Origin of the sequence: Salegentibacter salinarum (genome assembly GCF_900168115.1) — a bacterium.
GTDB classification, from domain to species: Bacteria; Bacteroidota; Bacteroidia; order Flavobacteriales; family Flavobacteriaceae; genus Salegentibacter; species Salegentibacter salinarum.
Genome location: NZ_FUZC01000002.1, coordinates 294,547 through 313,296 on the forward strand (window position 1 = coordinate 294,547; position 18,750 = coordinate 313,296).

14 protein-coding genes are annotated in these 18,750 nt (G+C 38.4%); 4 read left to right on the plus strand and 10 right to left on the minus strand.

Translation table 11 applies throughout. From position 1 onward, the window contains the following. Window positions 1–5: 5 nt before the first annotated feature. Window positions 6–245, minus strand: coding sequence for a hypothetical protein (locus tag B5X53_RS19015; protein WP_157822112.1), 240 nt, complete (start codon window positions 243–245; stop codon window positions 6–8). Window positions 246–494: 249 nt separating this feature from the next. Here B5X53_RS19015 and rimO point away from each other — a divergent pair, with 249 nt between their 5' ends. Then, window positions 495–1,844 (plus strand): 30S ribosomal protein S12 methylthiotransferase RimO, encoded by a 1,350-nt coding sequence (gene rimO, locus B5X53_RS04265; RefSeq protein ID WP_079711997.1) that lies wholly within the window; start codon window positions 495–497, stop codon window positions 1,842–1,844. A gap of 119 nt (window positions 1,845–1,963) precedes the next feature. Here the strand turns inward: rimO and B5X53_RS04270 are convergent, their stop codons facing one another. The 8 genes from B5X53_RS04270 to B5X53_RS04305 form a co-directional block, all read right to left on the minus strand. Continuing rightward, window positions 1,964–3,265 (minus strand): erythromycin esterase family protein, encoded by a 1,302-nt coding sequence (locus B5X53_RS04270; protein ID WP_079711998.1) that lies wholly within the window; start codon window positions 3,263–3,265, stop codon window positions 1,964–1,966. A 120-nt stretch (window positions 3,266–3,385) separates the two neighbouring features. Continuing rightward, the gene (locus B5X53_RS04275; protein ID WP_079711999.1) at window positions 3,386–4,090 is read right to left on the minus strand and encodes a TVP38/TMEM64 family protein; all 705 of its coding nucleotides are present in this window, start codon (window positions 4,088–4,090) and stop codon (window positions 3,386–3,388) included. Window positions 4,091–4,178: 88 nt separating this feature from the next. Continuing rightward, window positions 4,179–4,853, minus strand: a complete 675-nt coding sequence (locus B5X53_RS04280; RefSeq protein ID WP_079712000.1) for a TIGR02117 family protein — start codon at window positions 4,851–4,853, stop codon at window positions 4,179–4,181. Window positions 4,854–5,060: 207 nt separating this feature from the next. Then, window positions 5,061–5,297 carry a GIY-YIG nuclease family protein gene (locus tag B5X53_RS04285; RefSeq protein WP_317042311.1) on the minus strand — a complete coding sequence of 79 codons (237 nt, stop codon included), beginning with the start codon at window positions 5,295–5,297 and terminating at the stop codon, window positions 5,061–5,063. Window positions 5,298–5,978: 681 nt separating this feature from the next. Next, window positions 5,979–6,413 carry a hypothetical protein gene (locus B5X53_RS04290; protein WP_079712001.1) on the minus strand — a complete coding sequence of 145 codons (435 nt, stop codon included), beginning with the start codon at window positions 6,411–6,413 and terminating at the stop codon, window positions 5,979–5,981. Window positions 6,414–6,559: 146 nt separating this feature from the next. Continuing rightward, window positions 6,560–7,522, minus strand: a complete 963-nt coding sequence (locus B5X53_RS04295) for a calcium/sodium antiporter (RefSeq protein ID WP_079712002.1) — start codon at window positions 7,520–7,522, stop codon at window positions 6,560–6,562. Then, on the minus strand, window positions 7,522–10,341 hold the full coding sequence (locus B5X53_RS04300) for a M16 family metallopeptidase (RefSeq protein WP_079712003.1): 2,820 nt from the start codon (window positions 10,339–10,341) through the stop codon (window positions 7,522–7,524). The genes B5X53_RS04295 and B5X53_RS04300 overlap by 1 nt, the downstream gene beginning before the upstream one ends. Before the next feature lie 122 nt (window positions 10,342–10,463). Then, a complete protein-coding gene (locus B5X53_RS04305; protein WP_079712004.1) occupies window positions 10,464–12,944 on the minus strand; it encodes a M14 family metallopeptidase in 2,481 nt (826 codons plus the stop codon). 262 nt (window positions 12,945–13,206) lie between these two features. Between B5X53_RS04305 and bshC the strand changes: the two genes are divergently transcribed. Further along, entirely contained in the window at window positions 13,207–14,820 is a 1,614-nt protein-coding gene (bshC, locus tag B5X53_RS04310; protein WP_079712005.1) for a bacillithiol biosynthesis cysteine-adding enzyme BshC, read from the plus strand. A gap of 1 nt (window position 14,821) precedes the next feature. Next, on the plus strand, window positions 14,822–16,186 hold the full coding sequence (locus tag B5X53_RS04315) for a pyridoxal phosphate-dependent decarboxylase family protein (protein WP_079712081.1): 1,365 nt from the start codon (window positions 14,822–14,824) through the stop codon (window positions 16,184–16,186). 188 nt (window positions 16,187–16,374) lie between these two features. Here B5X53_RS04315 and B5X53_RS04320 read toward each other — a convergent pair whose 3' ends face one another. After that, on the minus strand, window positions 16,375–17,100 hold the full coding sequence (locus tag B5X53_RS04320; RefSeq protein WP_079712006.1) for an SIMPL domain-containing protein: 726 nt from the start codon (window positions 17,098–17,100) through the stop codon (window positions 16,375–16,377). 83 nt (window positions 17,101–17,183) lie between these two features. Between B5X53_RS04320 and guaA the strand changes: the two genes are divergently transcribed. Continuing rightward, entirely contained in the window at window positions 17,184–18,716 is a 1,533-nt protein-coding gene (gene guaA, locus B5X53_RS04325) for a glutamine-hydrolyzing GMP synthase (RefSeq protein WP_079712007.1), read from the plus strand. The last annotated feature ends 34 nt before the right edge of the window (window positions 18,717–18,750 follow it).

Here is an 18,750-nt window from a genome sequence, read left to right on the forward strand (position 1 = left end):
TTTTTTCAACGGCCTGCTTTTAGTAAATCCTTTTTCGCAGAATATGTGTACAAAACCCCGAGATTCAGGATGGTCGATTTTTTCAATCGATCATCCGCAGGGTTTTGTGCACGGTTTTTGACATTTTGCCAAAAAATTCCTTGAAAAAGGCGTCTTTTTCTTTGATTCGTTTCTTTTGGACGAGCAAAAGAAATGAAGGGCCGATATAAATCAACCTTAGATTTCTCAGTAGAAATAGCAAACATGAAAAGATAGTGTGGAAGTTATTCCTTTCAATATTAACCCGCTGTAGTTCAAATTATAGATTGTATCTTTGCACCCGCTTTTAAGAAGCTGTCTGAATATTTTTTAGACGTCATCCTGAACTTGCTTCAGAGCCTGCTCCGAAATTTGTTCGGAGATCCAGGTTGTTGAGAATCAAGTTGAATTTCCCGACAGTTCGGAGTCGTGTGACGAAAAGAATGTATAGAAGTAGCTTTGAAAATTAGAATTATATGAGGACAAAGTCGATAAAGAAGAACCGTATTAATGTAGTAACCCTAGGTTGCAGCAAGAATGTGTATGATAGTGAGGTGTTGATGGGGCAGCTTAAGGGCAACAATAAAGACGTGGTGCACGAGCAGGACGGCAATATTGTGGTGATTAATACCTGCGGATTTATAGACAACGCCAAGGAAGAATCGGTAAATACTATTTTAGAATTTGTAGAGCAAAAGCAGCAGGGCGAAGTTGATAAGGTTTTTGTTACGGGCTGTTTGAGCGAGCGTTACAAACCCGATCTTCAAAAGGAAATTCCCGATGTCGACCAGTATTTTGGAACTACAGAACTTCCGGGATTATTAAAAGCCCTAGAAGCCGATTATAAACATGAATTGCTGGGTGAACGTTTAACAACTACGCCTAAGAATTACGCTTACCTTAAAATTGCTGAAGGTTGCGACCGCCCCTGTTCTTTTTGCGCTATTCCTTTAATGCGCGGCGGGCATAAATCTACCCCGATTGAAGATCTGGTAAAAGAAGCTAAAAACCTTGCCGCAAATGGTGTAAAGGAATTGATTCTTATCGCGCAGGATTTAACTTATTACGGACTCGATCTATACAAAAAGCGAAACCTTGCCGAATTACTGGAAAACCTGGCAAAGGTTGACGGCATTGAGTGGATTCGTTTGCATTACGCATTCCCAACCGGTTTCCCAATGGATGTACTGGATGTGATGAAACGCGAACCAAAGATTTGTAATTATATCGATATTCCGCTGCAGCATATCAATACCGAATTATTGAAATCTATGCGCCGCGGAACCACCCACGAAAAAACCACAAAACTGCTTAAAGATTTCAGGAAATTTGTTCCCGAAATGGCGATTAGAACTACACTAATTGTAGGTTATCCCGGTGAGACCGAAGAACAGTTTCAGGAATTAAAAGATTGGGTAGAAGAGATGCGTTTTGAGCGATTGGGTTGTTTTACCTATTCCCATGAAGAAAATACGCACGCTTATAACCTGGAAGACGACGTTCCGCAAGAAGTGAAGCAAGATCGCGCCAACCAGATTATGGAAATCCAGAGCCAGATTTCCTGGGAATTGAACCAGCAGAAAATCGGGCAGGTATTTAAAGTGGTGATCGATAGAAAAGAAGGAAATTATTTTGTTGGAAGAACCGAGTTTGATTCTCCCGATGTTGATAATGAAGTGCTAATTGATGCAACTTCAATTTACCTGAAAACCGGGGAGTTCTACGAAGTCAAAGTAACCGATGCCGCGGATTTCGACTTATATGCCGAACCGGTGCACGCGGCTCCAAAACCACAAAGAAAAGAATTGAAAGTAAAGAGCGTTTAATAGCACCCGGATAATTTGCTTTAATTTCAATTTAGACAATTAAGTAAATCATTTTAAAGAAAAAAGTTTACTCAATAATCGAGATTTAAATACTACCGAGGTAGTTCGATTTACATTTATTAAATTCCAAAAGGATAAGTTTCCGGGGTCAATTCTGTTTTTGGTTGTAAATTCAACGGGTGCAGGGCTGTGGTTTTATCCAGATGTATAAACGCATCATAACGTTCCGACATCCTCGATGGAACATAATTCCCGCGTTCCCTGTCCGGATGGTAAACTACCCCAATTGCGCGGTGTTTCATCTTTTCAGAAAAAGCGTCATTTAATTCCTGATTTTCATCAAAAATTATAAGTTTATTTTCCGGGTCACTTTTATGTAATCTATGTTCTACACTGTCCTGGATTGCTTCGGAAACTTTCATCTTCTGCATAGGTGCTCCCCAGTTTCTACCGGCCATAACAGATCCTGAATAAGAACCAAAACCAACCAGTACAATATCTTCTTTGCTGTGCTGTTCCCTTATTAATTGGCCTACATTGACCAATCCACTTGCGGCCATATCTGTTGCCCGTGCATCTCCAATATGAGTGTTATGCTCCCAAATGATCACTTTAGCCTCTTCATGGTGATGAGCCATAAGTCGGTTTAATGTTTCCACCATATGTCGGTCCCTAACATTCCATGAATCGTCACCAAACCCGGCCATAGCTTTATAATATTTTTCAGCGTTTGCCATAACTAAAGCATTCAACTCGGCGTTTAAACCTGCTTCTTCAGCGCTGTCATAGCTATGTGCTTTTTCTCTAACTTCTTTTAACAATTGGACCACCTCATTCTTACAATCTCCTTTTGAAGTAGAGAAAATTGAGGCATAGGAATCTTTTGCTTTAAAAGGTTCAAAACAATTAAGAGCATCTTTTGCTAATTCAGCCGTGGCAGGGTCTTCCTTCTGGAGATAATTAACTATGGAATCCATAGATTCCCAGAGACTATAGACATCAAGACCATAGAAGCCAATTTTTTCTTCCTGCTTTTTATTCAAATTAAAATCTTTTAACCAGTTTGCGAAAGCAGCAATTTCCCAATTAGCCCACATCCAAGTAGGCCAGCGATTAAATTCTTTTAATACATCCTGAATATTTTCGCCGGAATTCTTATAAGATTTAATCCATTTATTGATCTTATAACAATCGGGCCAGTCACCTTCAACAGCAATAAAGGAAAATCCTTTTTCATTTATAAGACGTTTTGATATTTGTGCACGCCAGGTATAATATTCGTGGGTTCCGTGACTGGCTTCCCCCAGAAGCACATATTTTGCATCCCCTATTTTTTCCAGTAAAGGATCTAAATCGGCAGAATTTTCCAGCCGGTGATAAAATTTTTCAACTTCAGGTTTTTGAATTTTATCTATAGACATGTTTAAGATTTTGGGTTAACATCCTTAAGATAAGTATTTAACAAGAATAAATCATTTTGGGAGATTATAAAAAAATTATAAAATCCTCAGTTTAAAAGGGGAAAGTTATTTACGAGAATTTCAGGCTTTGGAATTGCTGTTTTTTCTCCTCTTTTTATAATCGATTAAAATATAAATAGCGTAAGCAACCAGGCCAACGCCACCTATCCAATATAGTCCCTCTTTCAATTTAGAGGGATCTTCCGAAAAATAGGCGATCGCTAAGGTTAATGGAACCATTCCACAGAGGGTGGCATAAATAAACTTTTTTAACTCCATTCCCAGCATGCCGGCAATAAAACTGATGGAATCGTTAGATAAAAAAGGAGAGATCCTGAATAATATTACAGAGCCAAATCCATAATTTCCAATCCAGAAATCCATTTTCTTCAATTTATCCTCACCAAATATTTTAGTAAGAAATACTCCTTTTAATTTTTCACCAATAAAATATCCGATATAAGAAGCCAGAACTACTCCAGTTAACGAAATCAGGCTTCCCCACCAAAAACCATATGCCATAACCGCCACAATTATGGGAATCCAGGAAGGGAAAATAATTAGGAACATTTGAAGTATAATAAACAGGATAATAGCTACCGGCCCCCAAACGCCGAAATCTTTAAAATAAGCCCGGGTAATATCTGTATTTCCATTGGTTAAAACCCTTATGGTGGTATCTACGAATTCTCTAAAAGACGGGAGGCTAAAATAAGCTGCTAGTAATAAAAGTAATATTACTCCCGAAAGAAAAAAAGAAGAATATTTAGAAACTGAATTCTTCAAAGCTGGTTATAATTTTAATTAAAGCTATGAAATTATAAAATTAATAGCTCTTAAAGTTGCATTTTTTCTTCCCGTTGAAGTTCTAGCTTTAGCGATATTGATAAAATATTCCCTGCGGAAAAGGTGTCCATAAACAGGCCTTAAGTCCGGCGTATTTTAATGCGGAATTTGTCCAGGTATTACAGGTTTTAAAAAGGCTAAAAGAAGTTTTGGCTAAATAGAATGCGTCGTCGCGATAATAATGTAAATCTTGTACCGGCTGAATTTCTACTGATTTTTGAATATTTGACTTTTCTAAAATATACTTACTCAGTTTTTTATACTGATCTTCAGTAACTGAAATTTTTACCAGGTTTTCTGAAACTGGTACTTTTTGATAAAACCGGGTGTGCAGGGCGCTTTGAGATTTTAAGAAAAGTGCTTTAAAAGCAACATTCAGTTTTAGATCTTCCCACTGCGGTGTATTTCGGTAAAAATTTAGATCACCCCAACCAAACCCGATAATTTCTGAGTTTTTTGGATTTGCTAAAGTATGTTCCGGTTTAAAAATGCTATCCCAATTAATAATATAAGAACGTACCGGAAGCAAAATATCGGTATGCATATCCTGTTTATAAAGATAGATTTCAATATCCGACTTTTTAGTTTCGTGTTTAGAATTCACCGGGATTATAGATCCAATCAACGCTACAACCAGGTAAATTACAGGCGGCGCTAACAGAATTAAAATGAATTTTATGAAATAGCGAAAACCTTGTTTCATAGGTTTAAGGTATTGATTTTTCCGTCAGTTCGAGGAAATTTCATAGACGATAGCCGAAAAACCCTATCGAGAATTTCTCTAAACACTCCGGATTCCATCGGGCCACTCGAAGTGACAGTAGCGGGATTAACTAAACAGCGAGTTTCTAATGCCTACTTTTTAAAGTTTTCTTAGCCAGATTTGATAACGCATCAAAACTTCCATCTATCAAAGCTTTCTTTTTAGCTTGAGACCATTTCTTAATTTGTTTGTCTCGTAAAATAGCATAATTAATGTCTGTAAATTCGGAAAAAACAACAATTTTAAAGGTGGTCTTTTTGCGGTATAACTATCTGGATGGGCGCCCGAGTGATGTTCTACTATCCTTTTTTCGAGATTAGAGGTGACGCCAGTATAATAAATTTTATCTGCGCCTTCCTGAATATATATATAACTAACCCTCATATGAATGTCTCTAAAGTAAAAATAAGTTAATAAGTTTTTGTTATTAATCCTGCAGTTCCAGTTGATTTTAAGGCGATAGCCGAAAAATCGAGAACTTCTCGATTCAATCACGATTACATCGGGACCACTCAAAGTGACACTTTATCCGGTGAGGAAGAGGAGGGATTCCACGTAGGAGAAAAAAGGGGGTGGTGGCATCTGCCGGGTTAAAAATCCCCATCCAAATTTTTAAAATAATTATTTTCTTGGTTTAATTATTTAGCGACCGCCTGATGCAGAAAATAGTAAAACATACCAGCTTTTTAAAGAAGAATCTGTACTTTATTTTCGCGGTTTTCTGGATACTTTTGGGCCTGGTAAATTACATTTTTACTGAGGGGAGAGGAGCCATTTTAATTTCTTCCTTGTATTTTATTTCAGGTTTATAAAATGCCTGGCTGGCTTATGAACAAAAAGATAGAAATACCGAATATATAGCCTGGGACGATGAAAAATTGATTGTAGCGAGGCCACATCAACAACCGAAAACTTATAATTTAGTTCGGAATTAAAGATTCATCTAAGCAATTATCAGTTAATTATAAAGGCACCAAAAGCTACAGGCGGTATGGTAGAGCTTAAAGGTTTTTCAGAAGAAAATCTGGAATTACTTCGGGAGAAATTTGCTAAACCGGCTATAGCCTAATCCCTAATTTCTGAAACCAGTGTAAAATCAATACTATCTGCTTCATTTAATTTATACTGAAAAATAGCTTCCCCGGCAACGTGTCCATCTTCATAATAGGCCCATATAAAGCGCTCATTCAGAATTTCAGTGTCTAAAAAACGCATCGTTCCGCCTAAAACAGATTCTTCAGGAATTAGTTGTGAATTTCGTTCTAACGATTCTACAATAAATGTTTCAGGATTTTGCATCGTATCAAAATCTTCAGTAAAAACTACTGGATTTCGACTTTTCAATAATCTCAATTCTTTTTGCAGGGAATCTTTTTCAATCTTTAAATCATTAAGATCGGCTTCAAGGTTATCTATACGTAAATTAGTTTTTTCCTTTTCAGCTTCATTCGCACAGCTAAGCAATAGTGCAAGTACCGGAAGTAATAATATCTTTTTCATAAGTCTAAATTAATAGAATTAATCTTTGGCAAATGAAAAGGAATTCATAAAAAATAGACGATCTAAAAAACTCATCGAGCACGTGTTTTAAAGACCTCAGAGGTTTTTAAAGTCTGGGAGGTCTTAAAATTCAACCTCATCTATTTTTACAACTCCTGCATTACTAAATAGGTAGTATAAGCTAGGTATGCGATTAATAAAATTAAAGCTTCCCAACGGTCTAATCGTCGTCGTTTCCCGGTGAACATAGCTAAAAGCAGGAAAAGTGTTCCACCGGCCAGGATATAAAGATCCTGGTTGAAATTTAAATTGAAATTTATAGGATTTATAAGTGAGGCCGCAGATAGAATAAGGAAGATATTGAAGATATTAGATCCAATAATATTTCCCACAGCAATGTCGGCATTCTTTTTTGCTGCGGCTACTATAGAAGTTGCAAGTTCAGGTAGGGAAGTCCCGGCTGCTACCACAGTTAGCCCAATAATTTTCTGACTAATTCCCATACTTTCAGCAATTTCTATCGCGTTGTTTACCACTAATTGGCCGCCTAGAACCAGTCCCGCCAATCCGCCAATGATAAAAAGTGTGGTTTTTAATGGAGAAAGGAGTTTAATGTCATCTTCTTCAACTACATCATCATTTTTTAGCTGCTTGTACACGTAGAATAAGAATGCCAGGAAACAGAAAAGTAATATAAATCCGTCTAAAGTACCTAAAATCCCGGTTTTATTAGCTGAAAAGAATTGATCGTTAACTATAAAAAACAGGATAACAACGGCAATGAGCGAAATAGGAACCTCTTTCCACGCAGTACTTGATTGGACCGCCAGCGGAGTGATAAGCCCCGTAATGCCCAGGATGATGAAGAGGTTAAAATTATTACTGCCAATTACATTTCCAAATACAATATCTGAATACCCATCGGCAGCGGCAAAAGTGTTTACTACCAATTCCGGGGCAGACGTTCCAAATGCCACGATAGTTAAACCAATGGCAAGATTAGAAATATTGAATTTTTTCGCCAGGGCAGAAGCACCTTCAACCATATAGTTGGCTCCAAAAATCAAGATCACCAGTCCTAAAACAAGTAAAAGTGCAGGAATTATCATTATTCTTTAGTTTCGTTTAATAAAACCGGTTTTCCAAGCCCGAGCTCTTCCAGTTTCTCCATTTGTGTTTCGGCGTCTCCCACGATCAAAAAGTACATTTTTTTGGGATTTATATATTTTTCAGCCAATTCTCTTATATCTAAAACGGTAAGCTCATTCACCATTTTTTCCCGTTGTTTAATGTAGTCATATTCACGGCCAAAAGTGCTGATTTCGTTAAGCATATCCAGTTTTGAGTTCAAAGTTTCAAATTTTCTGGCGTTACTTTTAACCATAAATCCGCGGGTGACTTCCATATCTTCCCCGTCAAAATTATGAGGATAATTTTCTATAATTTCTTTGATAAGTTTTACCGCATCGTAGGTGATATTGCTACGTACGCCGCTGGAAATTAAGAACGGTCCTTTATTTTTCCCTGCATTAAACCCGGAACGAATTCCGTAGGTATAGCCTTTTCCTTCGCGCAATTCCTGGGTAAGCTGGGAGGCAAATCCCCCACCGCCTAAACGATAATTCATTACTTCAGCTGCGTAAAAATCTTCATCTGTTGCAGCCAGGGCAGGCGTTCCAAATCGTAAAACCGATTGTTTAGCACCGGGAACATCATAAAAGAAAATTTGAGATTTCTCCGGAAGCTCTGGCTGCGCAATTTCTGGCATTTTAACCGATTTTGGCGGCCAGGCTACTGAAAGACCGCGAACACCTTTTATCGCTTCCTCTTTCTCTATGGAACCGGCTACGTGAAAAACGCTTCGTTTCGGACTAAGATTTTCTGAATAATAATTTTTAAGATCTTCTAAGGTGATATTATTTACCGAAGATTCTGAGCCTAAACTATTCTGACCTAAAATATGGTTTTCGCCATAAAGTAGTTTTCTAAATTCGTTATTCGCAATACTGTTTGGATCGGCTTCCTGCTGCTGGATTCTACTAAGCGCCTGCTGTTTTAGCAGTTTGAATTCAGTAGAATCCCATCGTGGCTCCAATAATATTTCCTGGACCAAATCTATAGTTTTAGCATAATTTTTCGCCAGCGTACTTCCGGTTAAAACAATTTTTTCATCCTCTGCATTTATACTAATATCGGCCCCCAACAACTGAATAGCTTCTTCCAGTTCTTCCGAAGTTTTGTTTTTCGTGCCTTTGGTCATTAAATTAGCCAAAAGATTAGAAACCCCGACTTTATTAGGATTTTCCAGCAATAATCCACCCTGCATCTCCAGGCTGAATTTTACTAACGGAACTTCAGTATTGGTAATCCCGTAAACTTTCAATCCGGAAGGAAGAATTTTTTCCCAAATTTCGGGAACCGCTAATTCTGGTGCGCTGCTGTAAGGTGGTTCTGCACTTCGGTCAAAACTGGAGGGAGTCTTTTCATAAGAAGCATCGGTTGAAACATTAACTTCTTCTTCAGCATTTTCTACGATCTTTTCTTCTACAACTTCAGCTTCTTTAGCATTTTCTAAAGCAAGTTCAGTTTGCCCCTTCGGAACAAAACTTGTGGCGACGAAATGTTTTCCTTTTATATATTTTTCATAAACTCCTTTTACATCTTCCGCAGTAACCGCAAGTATTTTTTCTACATCCTTATTAATATAATTGGGATCATTGGCAAAAATCTGGTATTGTGCCAGTTGAAACCCTTTGCCTAAAACACTAGCGAGGCTGTTATAAAAATTTGTTTCCTGTTGTGCTTTAATACGTTTTAAATCGCGCTCAGGAATACCTTCTGATTCAAATTCCTCAAATGTTTCAAAAATTGCCGATTCTACTTTATCAAGATCAACTTCATTATAAGCGGTAACTTGAAGCATCAATTGGCCGGCCAATTCTGAAGTATAATTGTACATTCTTACACGATCGGTCAGTTCTTTTTCGGCTACAAGGTGTTGATACAGGGGCGCGTTTTTTCCTTCACTTAAATATTTCGCCAGAACTTCTAAACCATACGTGTCTTCGTGGTAAGAATATACGGCCGGCCAGGCAATAGTCAACTGCGGAAGCCGGGCAAAATTATCTACGTAATAGAGTTTTTTGGTTTCAGAAAGTTCTACCAATTGCTTTTCTTCTCTTTCAATTTTCGGGCCTCGTGGTATTTCGTCAAAATATTTATGAATCCATTCTTTAGCCTGTTCTTTATCAAAATCCCCGGCAATACTTAAGGTTACATTATTGGGAACATACCAATTGTTGAAAAATTCCTTTACGTCTTCTAAAGTTGCATTTTGCAAATCTTCCAGCGAGCCAATTACCTGCCAGTTATAAGGATGATTTTCAGGATAAAGATTTTTATCAATTACATACATTGTATGACCGTAAGGGCGGTTGTCCACGCCCTGTCTTTTTTCGTTTTTTACCACCTGCTTTTCCTTGGCGAGCACAGGTTCGGTAACCGTATTGATGAAGTAACCAAGTTTATCGGCTTCAGCCCAGATCATTTTTTCCAAAGCATCTTTAGGGACGGTTTGAAAATAATTGGTACGATCGCGACTGGTAGATCCGTTGGCACCGGAGCCGCCAATTCTCGCACTCAATTTATCAAGTCCGCCTTTTCCAAGATTTTCAGATTCTAGAAATAAAAGATGCTCAAAAAGATGGGCAAAACCGGTTCTGCCTTCTTTTTCCCGGGCAGAACCCACGTGTGCGGTTAAAGCCACTGCTACAACGGGATCTGATTTATCTACGTGGAAAATAACGTTTAAGCCATTTTCTAAGGTATAAGTTTCAAAATCTACATTGAAATCGGTCGATACCTGTGATTGAATATTTTGAGAAATTGCAAAGCTGTAAAGCAATAAAAGTATTATTCTGAATTTCATTAAGATGAAGTTTTAACTATCCAAAATTAGTGTTTATTTCGATTATTTTAGAATAAAATAAAAAGCCACGAATACACGAATAAAAGAGATTCGTGTATTCGTGGCCATAAGACTTCTTTTTTTTAAAGTCTGAACTTATTGTTATTCACAAAAAAAATTGAGTTAGTAAAAAACATTTTCCCATTTTCCCAAAACGCCCGGAATAACGGATTATCTACCATATAAATAATGCTGCCGCTACCCATTCTTTCTTCGCCGAAAACCAAGGAGTTTTCCAGGTTTTTAACGGCGGAACTTCCTGCGAAACCGGCTACGATTTCAGGTTGCTGAATGTAAGAAACATTGTAACCGTCTTCCAGGAGTTTATAACTACTGTTGCTCAATTTCAGGCTGAAATAAGTGTCATCATAACCAAAAGCCATCGGGTGAGTATTGTCAAGTTTGGTTTTTACAATGCTACCGGTAATCATATCTTTAGCGCTTTCACGCTCTCTTTGAGTATACGGAATTAAATTTCCAACCGTAGTTGTATCTTTAGTTTCCGACTTATTTTCTTTAAGATTGAAACCTTCATTTTTTGCAAAAGTTCCTACAGCGCTACCAATGGCAATAAGTTTGCCGCCATTGTTAACCCAATCTTTCACCATTTTCAGGGTTTCTTCATATAAAACATTGGAATAAAAACCTTCAGGCATTATCAAAACATCAAATTGTGAAAGGTCTACATTCTTAAAATAATCGGTGTTAATGGAAGTGAGCGGGTAGTTAAGATCCTGTTCAAAAAAGTGCCATATTTCCCCGTAATTTAAAGAAGAAGTCCCTTCTCCTTTTAAAACAGCAACTTTTGGTGGATTGATAAGTTTTACTTCAGGAGAACCAAAATCGGGTCCGATAGCGGCGAAACTTGTGTTTGCGGCTACCAGTTCACGCTGGTGTTTGTTGGCAATTTCAATTACGGTTTTATCAAAATTTCCGTGAGTTCTGTTATCACTTTTAGTAATGATCAAACTTCCGCGATCAAAATCTTTTCCTTCACTTTTAAAAGGAATTTCAGTAAAACGTACTTTGATATTTTCATTAAGTAGTTCAGCTAAAAATTGTGCATCCTGCAGTGCATTCCACTTAACGACATAACCTGCTCCCGATGGATTTGCAGAGTTTTTAATTTCAGGAACTTCTAAATTTGCTTCAGCATCAACTTCTCGCGTACTTGCTACAGCTTCCAAACCGTAGGCGTAAGGCAAACTCCAGGCGGTGATATCATAAGTTAATGAATCAGTTAGGGTAGTTTTAGGTTCAAAAAGCACGTTTACCATTTTCCCCTTTGGCTGATTGGTATTAATCACCAGAGTATTTTTATCGGCATTGAACCTGCCTGTTTTCCCTTCGGTATAATTAAATCCATTTACCCTACCGGAAGCTGCTTTTTGATATTGAATCTCGTGTTTTTCCAGTAATTCTTTTAGCGAAGCGATTTTATCAGGATTTCCTTTTACTGCGTAAGATTTATATTCAAGCTCTGAATTGTCAAAATACTTTTTAAATTCAGTATTTAAAGCTTCAATATTTTTTGTCGCAATCTCCACGGTTGAGAGTCCGGTGGTGTGGTGGTGAGCTACGCGATCTTTTAAAGTGAGTTCGTAACCTTCGTCGGTATTAATGCCTAATCCGGCGCGACCGTGACCGGCTTGCTCGTAGGTCATTCCTATGGCGCCCATATAAGTAGGGTAGGTGTCACCGTAACTTGGGTACAATAAATCAAAACGCTCTCTGGTAAAAAACAACCAGCCTTCTTCATCGAAATACTTAGCGTGATTTTTTCCGATTTCGGTTTGAAATTCCCTTTGAAATGGCGTGATAATTTCATGAAATGGTTCAGCTGCGGGGGCAAAATAATAAGGTTCATTAATGCCCTGTTCGTGAAAATCTACGTGAATGTGCGGCATCCATTGATTGTAAATTTTAAGTCGTTGTTGAGTTTCCACCTGCGTGGCCCAGGCCCAATCGCGGTTAAGGTCAAAAAGATAATGATTTGGTCTTCCGCCCGGCCAGGGTTCGTGGTGTTCTGCTGCAGCCTGCATAGGATCGTAAGGTTCTGCTTTTACCTGGTTGTACCAATTAACGTACCTGTCGCGCCCATCGGGATTTACACTGGGATCTATAATCACCACGGTGTTTTCCAGCCAATCTTCTTTTGCGGTGATTAATTCAAATAAAGTTTTCATCGCTGCTTCGGTGGCGGAAGCTTCGTTACCGTGCACATTATAACTTAACCATACAATAGCTTTATCGGCTTCCCCAACAGTTTCTGAAATTCCGGTGTTGCCAAGATGTTTATTTCTTATTTCCTCCAGGTTTCTCAGGTTTTCTTCCATAGAAATTACCGCATAGGTAAGCGGGCGACGTTCATTGGTTTTTCCGTAAGTATGATAATTCACTAGCGGGGAATTTTCGGCTGCGTGTTCAAAATAATTCACTACATCGGCGTGGCGGGAGAATTGTTGGCCAATTTCATAGCCCAGGAATTCTTCCGGACTTTGTAATTGTGCGCTGATGTGTAAACCTACAAACAGGAATACGAAAGAAAGTAAAGTTGATTTCATTAACTGATTTTAAATGTTGGATTTGAATTTTTAATATTTCTGAGAAAATCTCTTATTCACCACCCTGAATTTATTTCAGGGTCTAACCTATGGTAATTCAATATCATGCTAGATGCTGAAACAATCCGAAGCTTCGGGAAAGCATGACATCTAAATATATTACACTACTTAGCTAGTAAAAATAGTATCTAAGGCCAAATTAACTAAAAATTAGCGAATAAAATTCCTAACTTCGGTATCTTTACCATCCAAAAAATTGCTAATGCCAACCGAGTGTATTCCGTACAAAGAAACCAATTATTTTACCGATCTTACTTTAGATTATCTTGCTGAAAAAGAGGAGTTAAAATCTTTTTATAACCGATTCCCAAACCTGGAAAATTTTAAGGCGCAGATAGAGGAGAAATCTTCTTTCCCACAAGAAAACAGGAAGGTGCTAGTAAATGCTTTACAGGAGCAATATTCCGGGCTGGAGATTTCAGAAGCTACACAAAAAAATATCAAAGCCCTTGAGAACGAAGAAACCTTTACGGTTGTGACCGGGCATCAGCTTAATTTGTTTACCGGGCCGCTTTATTTTTTATATAAAATTGTTTCCACAATCAACCTTACCCAAAAATTAAAGGAAAAATATCCTGAAAATAACTTTGTTCCCATTTACTGGATGGCGACAGAAGATCACGATTTTGAGGAAATCAATTTCTTTAATTTAAACGGAAAAAAGTTTCAGTGGGCCAATGCTCCTGAAAATGCAGAACGTGATGCGGTAGGAAATTTATCTACCCACGGCCTGGAAGATGTTTTTAAGCTTTTTTCGGCTGAAATTGGTGGCGGGAAAGATGCTGAATTTCTAAAGGAATTATTCAAAAAAGCTTATCTGGAGCACGACAACCTTGCTGAAGCTACACTGTTTGTGGCAAACGAACTTTTTAAGGAAGAAGGTTTGGTTATATTGGATGCGCAGCAAAAATCCCTTAAAGAACTTTTTATTCCTTACGCAAAAAATGAACTTTTAGAACAAATCTCGCATAAAACTACCACGAAAACTGCTGAGAAACTAAATGATCTAGGCTATAATGTACAGGTGAATCCCCGTGAGATTAATTTGTTTTATTTAAATAATGGCCTTCGGGAGCGTATAATAGAACGGGATGGGGAGTATTTTGTACACGAAACAGAAATTAAATTTACCAAAGCTGAAATTTTGGAAGAATTACAGCATTTTCCCGAACGCTTTAGTCCAAATGTGATGCTTCGTCCTTTATACCAGGAAGTAATTTTACCCAATCTTTGTTATATAGGTGGTAGTGGAGAGATCGCGTACTGGCTGGAATTAAAAGAATATTTTGCAGCCGAAAATGTGATATTTCCAGTTTTATTGCTGCGGAATTCGGCGATGATTCAGTCTGAAAAACTTGATGAGAAAAGACGAAAATTAAATATTTCGAATAAAGAATTATTTCTGAAACAGCACGAACTCATCAACAGGAAAGTTCGTCAGATCTCGAATATAGATATCGATTTCTCAAAACAGAAAGAACATTTGGTGAAGCAATTTCAGCAAATGTATGATTTGGCTGAACAAACCGATAAATCCTTTATTGGTGCTGTGAAAGCACAGGAAGTAAAACAATTAAAAGGCCTTAATAATTTAGAAAAACGTCTTTTAAAAGCTCAAAAGCGAAAACTGGAAGATGAAGTAAGTAGAATTGCTGAACTTCAGAATGAGCTTTTTCCGAATAAAGCTTTACAGGAAAGGCAAACCAATTTTTCGGAAATATATGCCGAATACGGCCCCGAATTAATTTCAGTATTATTAAAAGAATTAGACCCGTTGCAGGCGGAATTTAAAATTTTGACTTTTGGAAAAGAATAAAATGCATACCATAGATATGGACCTGGTAGAAATGACGCTGGACGTTATGAAATATACCATAGACCGTATCTCCAATATTACTCCCGAAATGGGAGCACCTAAAAAGGAAGAAGAATTATTTAAAATCGTTGGTGAAACCGTAACCCCGGAAGGGATTGGTGGTGAGAATGCTTTTCAGCTTTTTCGTGATGTTCTGGTAAAAGCAACAGTGCCAATAGATCATCCGCGACATTTGGCTTTTGTACCCGCAGCGCCAACACGGGCTGCGATTATGTTCGATTTGGTGACTTCGGCTTCAAGTATTCACGGTGCCTACTGGATGGAAGGTGCCGGCGGGATTTTTTGTGAAAACCAGGCGATGAAATGGCTGGTTTCGCTCACAGGTTTGCCGGAAGGCGCTTTTGGCGTGTTTACCAGTGGTGGGACGGCGGCAAACCTTTCGGCTATGGTGGCTGCCCGGGAAGAATGGCGTGCCCGCGATAGCCAGAATGTAGGTAAAAAAGCTCTATTGCTTACTTCTCACGGGGCTCATAGTTCTATACAGGCGATGGCAAAAGTAATTGATGCTGATGTGGTAATGATAGATTGTGAAGAAGAAAATCTTACTGGCCGAGAATTGCAAAACGGGATAAATGAACTGGAGGAAAAAGATAGGAGCCGACTTTTCGCTGTAGTGGCCACCGGGGGTACTACAAATGCCGGAATTATAGATCAGTTAGATACCATTGCTGATGTTTGTGAAAAAGAAAAGGTTTGGTTTCACGTAGATTGTGCCTATGGTGGCGGGGCTTTAGCGGCACCATCGGTTAGGCATTTGTTTAATGGAATTGAGCGAGCCGATAGTATTACCATAGATCCGCATAAATGGTTGTTTTCTCCTTACGACTGCGGGGCAGTGATTTACAAAGATTTGGAACTTGCGAAAAATGCACATTCTCAAAAAGGCGCTTACCTTGAAATTTTTAAAGATGAAGGTGCCGAAGGTTTTAACCCGGCTGATTATCAAATTCAGTTAACCCGCAGAATAAGAGGAATGCCATTGTGGTTTTCTTTAGCCATGCACGGAACCAACAAATACCGACAGGCCATTGAAACCGGAATTTCCCTGGCACAAATTGCCGCTAAAAAGATTGAAAAACGGGAAAATCTTGAATTGGTAAGACCTGCAAGTTTATCGGTAGTTTTATTCCGAAGAAAAGACTGGACGCCCGAGCAATATCGGGACTGGACTTATAAAAATCATCGTGATGGTTTTGCCCTTGTGACTCCAACAACATGGAAAAAGGAAACAGTAGTAAGGTTTTGTTTTATAAACCCTGACACTACTGAAAAAGATATTGATATGATTTTAGATACTTTAGAGTAGAGATGTGATAGAAGTTTTCACGTCAAGCTATCCCGATGCTACGGGATTCTTTCAGCTTTTATTATGATTCAATTTTATGTAAGTTAGATCCTGAAATAATACAGGATGACGATGAAAAGAAAATATTTTATATTAAGAAAACTTAGACCTCAATGGTTTTGAAAACCTGTGAGGTCTTGGACATTGAATTACTCAATCTCATAATCTAGCCGCATTGTAATCGATGCGGTTTTTCTTTTATCGGCGGTGTTATAAGCGCCGCTCCAGCTATAATCTTCCCCGCTGTTTTGTCCGGTGATCTGAAAAACGCCCATATTAGCATTTTTAAGTTCGCCTAAACTGCCCCCGCTGTTTTCGGCGATTCGCTCGGCTCTTAATCGGGCATCTTCAGTCGCTTTGGAGATCATTTCAATTTTTAGATCTGCGATTTTGGTGTAATAATATCTTGGTGGGGTGGAATTAAATTGAACACCTTTATTCAGTAATTCGGTAATTTCCCGAGCAACCGCTTCAACATTTTCAACATCATTAGCTTCAATTTTTACATTCTGGGTAAGCTGATAACCCTGGAAAATGCTACCTACATAATTTCCGTTTTGATATTGATTTTCCCGTTGCTCTGAAGTTTGTACTGAGTTAAACACGATGTTTTCTTCATTAATTCCTTTTTCAATTAGGTAATTCCGCACAGTTTCTTTGTCGCTATTTAAATCTTTATAGGCTTGTTCAAGATTTGGGCTCATCCGGCTAAAACTTCCTTCCCAAACAATAAGATCTGATGTAAAATTTTCACTTCCAGAGCCGGTTACCGAGATTACTCCGTCTGGATTGGCCCGGCTAACATATGATTCTCCAAGGAACCAGGCGGCAAGTACAATAGCAATGGCAAAAATTATAGCACTTATGTATTTCATTTTAAGAAAAATTTGTTCAGAATAAAGATAGAAAATAAACCCAATGGTTATTTTATTTTTGCTTCAAATTATTACTTTTGCCTATGCAAAAAAACGTACTCATTTTAGACTTCGGCTCGCAGTACACGCAACTGATTGCAAGGCGTGTGAGGGAACTCAATATTTACTGCGAAATTTATCCATACAATAAAATTCCAGACGATATTTCAAGTTTTAAAGCGGTGATCCTTTCGGGGAGCCCGTTTTCTGTTCGGGGTGAAGATGCCCCGCATCCTGATCTATCAAAAATTCGTGGAAAACTTCCAATTTTGGCCGTTTGTTATGGTGCACAGTATTTTGCACATTTCCACGGGGGAAAAGTAGAAGCTTCTGAAACCCGTGAATATGGACGAGCAAATCTTTCGGTAATTAAAGATGCCGAACCGCTTTTTGAAGGGATTATGGAAAATTCCCAGGTTTGGATGAGTCATAGCGATACTATAAAAGAATTGCCAACAAACAGTGTAAGGATAGCCAGTACCACCGATGTTTTGAACGCGGCTTACCGAATTGAAGGTGAGCAAACTTTCGGGATCCAGTTTCATCCTGAAGTTTATCATTCCACCGACGGGAAACAGGTTTTAGAAAACTTTCTGGTGAAAATCGCCGGGGTTGCACAAACCTGGACACCGGGCAAATTTGTTGATCTAACGGTTTCAGAATTAAAAGAAAAAATAGGCAAAGATAAAGTTGTTTTAGGTTTAAGCGGTGGTGTAGATTCCAGTGTGGCCGCGGTTTTATTGCATAAAGCTATCGGGAAAAACCTGTATTGTATTTTTGTGAATAACGGCTTGCTTCGAAAAGGCGAATTTGAAAGCGTTTTAGACCAGTATAAAGATATGGGCTTAAATGTTAAGGGAGTTGATGCTTCGGCACGATTTCTGGATGCCCTTGCTGGAATAAGCGATCCTGAAGAGAAAAGGAAAGCTATTGGAAACGCCTTTATTGAGGTTTTTGATGATGAAGCACACCAAATTACCGATGTTACTTATTTAGCCCAGGGAACTATTTATCCTGATGTTATTGAGTCGGTTTCTGTAAATGGCGGGCCTTCAGCAACTATAAAATCTCACCATAATGTTGGTGGATTACCAGATTTTATGAAGTTGAAAATTGTTGAACCATTAAAAATGCTCTTTAAAGATGAAGTGCGAAGAGTTGGAGCTGAAATGGGAATTGATAAAGAATTATTAGGAAGACACCCGTTTCCCGGTCCCGGACTTGCAATTCGGATTCTTGGAGATATTACCGCTGAAAAAGTACGTATTTTACAGGAAGTAGACCATATTTTTATCCAGGGCCTAAGAGACTGGATGCTGTATGATAAAGTATGGCAGGCTGGCGCTATTTTGCTTCCGGTAAGTTCTGTAGGAGTTATGGGAGATGAGCGTACCTACGAGAAAGTAGTGGCGCTAAGAGCTGTAGAATCTACCGATGGAATGACGGCAGATTGGGTGAATTTACCTTATGAGTTTCTGCAAAAAACCTCGAATACTATAATAAATCGGGTAAAAGGCGTTAATAGAGTAGTGTATGATATAAGCTCAAAACCACCGGCTACAATAGAATGGGAATAAATTTTGAGCTTAAGTAAACCTTCATTGAGGGATT

Bases quoted from the DNA above. Each gene is read 5' to 3' on its own strand.
- B5X53_RS19015 (WP_157822112.1), bottom strand. From the start codon at position 245: ATGTTTGCTATTTCTACTGAGAAATCTAAGGTTGATTTATATCGGCCC.
- B5X53_RS04315 (WP_079712081.1), top strand. From the start codon at position 14,822: ATGCATACCATAGATATGGACCTGGTAGAAATGACGCTGGACGTTATG.
- B5X53_RS04280 (WP_079712000.1), bottom strand. From the start codon at position 4,853: ATGAAACAAGGTTTTCGCTATTTCATAAAATTCATTTTAATTCTGTTA.
- bshC (WP_079712005.1), top strand. From the start codon at position 13,207: ATGCCAACCGAGTGTATTCCGTACAAAGAAACCAATTATTTTACCGAT.
- B5X53_RS04300 (WP_079712003.1), bottom strand. From the start codon at position 10,341: ATGAAATTCAGAATAATACTTTTATTGCTTTACAGCTTTGCAATTTCT.
- B5X53_RS04270 (WP_079711998.1), bottom strand. From the start codon at position 3,265: ATGTCTATAGATAAAATTCAAAAACCTGAAGTTGAAAAATTTTATCAC.
- B5X53_RS04305 (WP_079712004.1), bottom strand. From the start codon at position 12,944: ATGAAATCAACTTTACTTTCTTTCGTATTCCTGTTTGTAGGTTTACAC.
- B5X53_RS04290 (WP_079712001.1), bottom strand. From the start codon at position 6,413: ATGAAAAAGATATTATTACTTCCGGTACTTGCACTATTGCTTAGCTGT.
- rimO (WP_079711997.1), top strand. From the start codon at position 495: ATGAGGACAAAGTCGATAAAGAAGAACCGTATTAATGTAGTAACCCTA.
- B5X53_RS04295 (WP_079712002.1), bottom strand. From the start codon at position 7,522: ATGATAATTCCTGCACTTTTACTTGTTTTAGGACTGGTGATCTTGATT.
- B5X53_RS04285 (WP_317042311.1), bottom strand. From the start codon at position 5,297: ATGAGGGTTAGTTATATATATATTCAGGAAGGCGCAGATAAAATTTAT.
- guaA (WP_079712007.1), top strand. From the start codon at position 17,184: ATGCAAAAAAACGTACTCATTTTAGACTTCGGCTCGCAGTACACGCAA.
- B5X53_RS04320 (WP_079712006.1), bottom strand. From the start codon at position 17,100: ATGAAATACATAAGTGCTATAATTTTTGCCATTGCTATTGTACTTGCC.